This window comes from Bradyrhizobium sp. UBA2491, from assembly GCF_002341725.1.
Classification (GTDB): Bacteria; Pseudomonadota; Alphaproteobacteria; order Rhizobiales; family Xanthobacteraceae; genus Bradyrhizobium.
Genome location: NZ_DDOP01000010.1, coordinates 1 through 5696, shown reverse-complemented (window position 1 = coordinate 5696; position 5696 = coordinate 1). Strand labels below are relative to the sequence as shown.

At 66.5% G+C, this 5696-nt stretch carries 3 protein-coding genes and 1 pseudogene; 3 read left to right on the top strand and 1 reads right to left on the bottom strand.

The window, feature by feature from the left end; all coding sequences use genetic code 11:
* Nucleotides 1-13 precede the first annotated feature (13 nt).
* Complete coding sequence (locus B2W55_RS02860) at nucleotides 14-955, bottom strand: recombinase family protein (protein ID WP_291532179.1); 942 nt, start codon at nucleotides 953-955, stop codon at nucleotides 14-16.
* 95 nt (nucleotides 956-1050) lie between these two features.
* On the opposite strand from B2W55_RS02860, the pseudogene B2W55_RS02855 reads away from it, so the two are divergent.
* The 3 genes and pseudogenes from B2W55_RS02855 to B2W55_RS02845 all read left to right on the top strand — a co-directional run.
* Nucleotides 1051-2496, top strand: a pseudogene (locus tag B2W55_RS02855) (YifB family Mg chelatase-like AAA ATPase); the annotation flags it as partial.
* Nucleotides 2497-2669: 173 nt separating this feature from the next.
* Nucleotides 2670-3188 (top strand): hypothetical protein, encoded by a 519-nt coding sequence (locus B2W55_RS02850; protein WP_024583978.1) that lies wholly within the window; start codon nucleotides 2670-2672, stop codon nucleotides 3186-3188.
* A 103-nt stretch (nucleotides 3189-3291) separates the two neighbouring features.
* Nucleotides 3292-5577: a PAS domain-containing hybrid sensor histidine kinase/response regulator gene (locus B2W55_RS02845; protein ID WP_024583979.1), complete on the top strand. Its 2286-nt coding sequence runs from the start codon at nucleotides 3292-3294 to the stop codon at nucleotides 5575-5577.
* The last annotated feature ends 119 nt before the right edge of the window (nucleotides 5578-5696 follow it).

Sequence of the window (5696 nt, the reverse complement as noted above, 5' to 3'; positions counted from 1 at the left end):
GACGAGACGAGCGCTACCGCCAAACCGAGCCGCTCAAGGGGGTCAAAATTGGAAGCCGATACGGGGTCAAATTTGAACGCCGATTGACACCCTTCCGGCCCTTTCCCGAAATCCTTCGTTCCGACTTGGCTAACTGGGCTCGATAGAACAGTCCCTCATCGACAATCGCGGGGTAATAAGACCGGCTCGGTTCGCCATCGGGGACTCGCTTTCCGTCCTCCCTGCGGTGGGGTTGAAACTCACCCAGCACAGCGCGGTTGCAAAGGATCTTGGTAACGTAGGACGTGTGCCAGCCGTTTGGGCTGTCGAAAGTTGGCACGCCGCGCTGATTTAGGCTCGTCGTGATTGAATAGACGCCCATTCCAGAAGCGGCGTCTGCAAAGATGCCTCGCACTATCTCAACGCGCTCCGGAATCGACTCGTAGCAGGTTCGGTCCTCCGCGAGCTTCAACCATGCCGGGCACCATTTCGTCATGGGCACCTGCGAAGCGGCGCGCGCCCGCTTGTTTTTCCATGCGGCGCCGATGCGCTGACTCTTGATCTGTGATTCCTCGTGCGCCCGAGCCATCACGACGAGCGAATAGATCAGGTCGCCAAGGTCGTTGGTGCCGGCCGGATACAGCCGGCCGTCAGCCAGCGTAACCACGTTGATCCCGCCTTGAATGATACTGAGAAAGAGGGACTGGGCCTTCGCCAACTCCTGCCGAGTCAACCGATCGAGCGACTCGACCAAGAGGTAAGAGCCAGGTGCCACTGCTCCCGACCGGACGGCCTCAAGGAATAGACCCAGCTTACCATCGCGTACGTTGGCGCCCTTGAAAGCCGATACCCCGAGATCCTCGTATTGGGCGTCCTCGGCCAATTCCAGCCCGTTGGCTTCGGCATATGCCCTGGAAGCCTTCAGCTGACGACGCTTACCGTCGCCTTTAAGCTGCGGCCCTGTTGAGAGCCGCAAGTATGAATATGCCCGCTTGGTCAAAGAATTAGCCCGCCCCACCAGAATTGCCTTGAGGGGCTTACCACCTTTGGGGGTTAATAGAAAACACTATTGCGATCGTCGGCCTGCCCGACAAGGCGGTGTCGGAGGCGCGCGAGCGGGTGCGCTCGGCGCTGATCGCCTCCGGCCTCGCGCTGCCCGCCCGCCGCATCACCGTCAACCTCGCGCCCGCCGACCTGCCCAAGGAAGGCAGCCACTACGACCTGCCGATTGCGCTCGGCCTGATGGCGGCGATCGGCGCGATCCCGCCGGATGCGCTCAGCGGCTTCACCGTGCTCGGCGAACTCGGGCTCGATGGCTCGATCGCAGCCGTCGCGGGCGTGCTGCCCGCCGCGATCGGCGCCAATTCGCGCGACGAGGGGCTGATCTGCCCGGCGGCCTGCGGCTCGGAGGCGGCCTGGGCCAGCCCTGACATCCAGATCATCGCGGCCCACTCGCTGATCCAGATCGCCAACCACTTCAAGGGCACGCAGCTGCTGTCGCGGCCGCAGCCCAAGGTGCATGAGCGCGAGGACGCGCTGCTCGACCTGCGCGACATCAAGGGCCAGGAGAGCGCGAAACGCGCGCTCGAGATCGCCGCCGCCGGCGGGCATCATTTGCTGATGATCGGCTCGCCCGGCGCCGGCAAATCGATGCTGGCCGCGCGATTGCCCTCGATCCTGCCGCCGCTGTCGCCGTCCGAATTGCTCGAGGTCTCGATGATCGCCTCCGTCGCCGGCATGATCCGGGACGGCGCGCTGACCGCGCGGCGGCCGTTCCGCAGCCCGCATCATTCCGCCAGCATGGCCGCGCTGACCGGCGGCGGCATGCGCGCCAAGCCCGGCGAGATATCGCTCGCGCATCAGGGCGTGCTTTTCCTCGACGAACTGCCGGAGTTCGACCCGCGCGTGCTGGATTCGCTGCGCCAGCCGCTGGAGAACGGCGAGGTCGCGGTGAGCCGCGCCAACCATCGCGTCACCTATCCGGCGCGCTTCATGCTGGTCGCGGCGATGAACCCGTGCCGCTGCGGCCACGCCTATGAGCCCGGCTATTCCTGCAAGCGCGCACCCGTCGACCGCTGCACCGCCGACTACCAGATGCGGATCTCCGGCCCGCTGATGGACCGCATCGATCTCAGGATCGAGGTGCCGGCCGTGACCGCGGCGGACCTGATCCTGCCGCCGCCCGCGGAGGGATCGGCCGAGGTCGCCAAGCGCGTCGCGGCCGCGCGCGACATCCAGCTCGCGCGCTATGCCGCGGCGGGCATGCCGCAGGTCCGCACCAATGCGGAAGCGCCGAGCTCGCTGCTCGAGACCATCGCGCAGCCCGATGGGCACGGCCAGAAGCTGCTGCGCGAAGCCGCCGACACCATGCGCCTCACTGCGCGCGGTTATCACCGTGTGCTGCGGGTGGCGCGCACGCTCGCCGATCTCGACGGCGCGGATGCGATCGGCCGGCTGCATCTCGCCGAGGCGCTGTCCTATCGTGCATTGGCCGACGACCTGCGTCGCGCGGCGTGAAGCGGTCGTTGACCGGCGACGCGGGCAGCGATCCACCGAATGAGAGCAGGTCAGTCCTGTCGCGATTCGTGCCGCAATCGCCGCCGTCAACCCCGCGGTAACGAGTTTTGTTTACGCTCCGCAAACCATAAGCGCCGCGAACCGCGGGACGCTTGGGTCGAGCGAGTTGTGTCATGTTGCGTATGAAGGTTTTGGCCTCGGTGGTCCCCCTTGCCGTGGCCGCGGTGCTTGCCCATGCGGAGTTGCTGCCGGGTCCCCGGCCCTGCATCGAGGTCGGCGGTGCGGCGATGCAGATCGCATCGGTGCCCTGGCAGGCCCAGCTTCACGTCAGCTTCACCGACGATCCGAGCCTTGCCACCGTCCGGGTCCGGATCGCCGACAGCGCTGATGCCGCCGACTTCACCGTGATCGACGACATCGACGATGCCGAGGCCGGCGCCTGCGAGAGCAACACGGTGCCGCAGCTGATCGGGATTTCCAGCGAGCCGACCGCAACTGGTCCGGTGATCTATCTTTCGCATGACGGCCCGTTCGACTACCGCGTCTACGTGCAGTCGAAGACGTTCTCGGCGCGCGATGCCGCGGCCCTGATCGTCAGCGCCCGCGGCGGCCATCGCCGCCTCGAGGCCGCTGCGATCGAGCCCGACGCGCATGTCCCGAACCGGCTCGTGGCGGAGTTAACCTCGCGCTAACCCTGTTGTCAGGGCAACGCGAAACGGCCACCAACTTCAAGCACTTTGCAAGGTGACCGACGCATTTTCATCGGCGAATCTCGCTGTCTCAGGGCCACGATTGATGGGGCGTTTCTTCCGGATCAAGTTGCGCCTTCGCCGCTTCCTGCGGCGCCACTCCTGGGTCGCGACGATCATCCGTTCCTTCACGATCTTCTCCATCGCGTTTGGCGGCGCGTTCGGATTCATCTCGGGCGCGCTCTCGCAACAGAGTGGCTACGATCCCAACGCCTTCGCGATCGGCGTCAGCTTCCTGTTCGCGCTCGCCTGCCTCTGGATCGTGACGCTCGGCATCCGCTTGCGGCTGATGCGCGCGCGGTTGCGCACCATCGCCCAGCACAATGAAGCGATGGCCGACCGCAATTGGGAATTGCAGGAGGCGGAGCAGCGCGCCAGCACGCTGTTCGAGGCCCAGGACGACGTCATCGTGCTGCGCGATCTCGACGGCCTGATCACCTACGCCAACGACGCCTATTGCGAGCTGGCACAGCTCTCCCGCAGCGAATTGATCGGCAGCACCGCGACGCTCAAGGTGCTCGAACATGGCGACACCGCGCTCGAATCCAACGGCACGCGGGTCTACGACCAGAGGATCGACGGACCGCTCGGGCCGCGCTGGATCGCCTGGCGCGAAGGCCTGGTGCGCAACGATGCCGGCGCGCCGGCGGAGATGCAGAGCGTCGGCCGCGACGTCACCGACCGCACCGAGAGCGAACGCGCGCTGGCTGAGGCGCGCGACCAGGCGGACGCCGCCAACCGCGCCAAGTCGCGCTTCCTCGCGATGGCGAGCCACGAGATCCGCACCCCGCTGAACGGCATCATCGGCATGAGCGGCCTGCTGATGGATACCCAGCTGACGCCGGAGCAGACGACCTATGTCAAGGCGGTCAAGACCTCGGGCGACGCACTGCTGGCGCTGATCGAGGAGCTGCTCGACTATTCCAAGATCGAGGCCGGCAAGATCGATCTCGAGCACCGCGCCTTCGCGCTATCCGGCCTGATCGAGGACATCACCGAGCTGCTGGCGCCGCGCGCGCAGGCCAAGGGCATCGAGATCGCCGCCTATGTCGACGAGCGGCTGCCGCTGCAAGTGACCGGCGACGCGGCACGGCTGCGCCAGGTGCTGCTCAATCTCGCCGGCAACGCCATCAAGTTCACCGCCACCGGCGGCGTGGCACTGATCGTCGAGCCCGGGATCTGGCCGAACGAGATCAGTTTCCTGGTTCGCGACACCGGCATCGGCATCGCACCCGAAGCGCAGCAGCGCATCTTCCGCGAATTCGAGCAGGCCGACGATCGCATCGCGCGCAGCTATGGCGGCACCGGCCTCGGCCTCTCGATCAGCGACCGCATCGTCAAGCGGATGGGCGGCCGGATCGGGCTGGCGAGCACGCCGGGCGTTGGCTCGACCTTCGAGGTGTCGATCCCGCTCGCCGCCGCCGATCCCGGCGAGACCAACGGTTTCACCGCACCCGATCTCGCCGGCCAGTCGATCATGCTGGTTGCGCCGCAGAGCATCGAGGCCTCGCTGATCTCGCGACGGTTGCAGCGCTGGGGCGCGCAGACCTGCATCGTCTCGGATGCCAACGTCGCCGAGGCGCTGCTGCCGGAGCGGAGCTGGCACGCGGTCCTGATCGACCACACGCTCGGCACGGCGGCGCTGGAAGCGCTTGCCAGCGCCGCCCGCAGCCACGCCGCCCATCGCATCGTGATGGTCACGCCGGCAACGCGGCAGGACCTTTCGGCTTCCGAGACGACCATGCTCACCGGCTATCTGGTCAAGCCGTTGCGCGCGTCATCGCTCGCCGCGCGCCTGACTGCATCACCCGAGATCGCCGCGCCAAGCCTCGCGATGCCAGGCGTTCTAACGCCAAACCTTGAGATCGAGGCCGAGTCAACGCCCACTGCGCCGGCATCCGCGCCGCCGGACAAGGGGCTTTCGATCCTGGTCGCCGAAGACAACGAGATCAACGCGCTCTTGATGCGCTCGCTGCTCACCCGGCTCGGCCACGACGTGGTCATCACCACCAATGGCGAGCAGGCAATGGAATCCTGGCTTTCGGCGACGTCGGCGGGCACGCCCTATGATCTCGTGCTGATGGATATCCAGATGCCGCGCCTCAACGGCATCGAGACCACCAAGCAGATCCGCGCCCACGAGTCCGGCGGGCTGTCGGGCCAGTCCGTCCGCCGGACGCCGATCCTGGCCTTGACCGCGAACACGCTGGTGGAGGACCGCTATGCCTGCTTCGAAGCCGGCATGGATGGTTTTTTGATCAAACCGCTCGACCGCGAGAAGCTGGAAGAAGCGCTCGCGACGCTGGCCGCCGCACGGCATATCGCGGCGTAGGCCGCAAACTCCGTGTCGTCCCGGCGAAGGCCGGGACCCATAACCACCGAATTCGGTTTTGCGACGCGCTGTGGCCGCAGCCTGCGAATCGCAAACGGCTGTGGTTATGGGTCCCCTGA

What these genes read in the sequence shown, in the direction of transcription:
- B2W55_RS02850 (WP_024583978.1), top strand. Translation starts at nt 2,670, where the DNA reads ATGTTGCGTATGAAGGTTTTGGCCTCGGTGGTCCCCCTTGCCGTGGCC.
- B2W55_RS02845 (WP_024583979.1), top strand. Translation starts at nt 3,292, where the DNA reads ATGGGGCGTTTCTTCCGGATCAAGTTGCGCCTTCGCCGCTTCCTGCGG.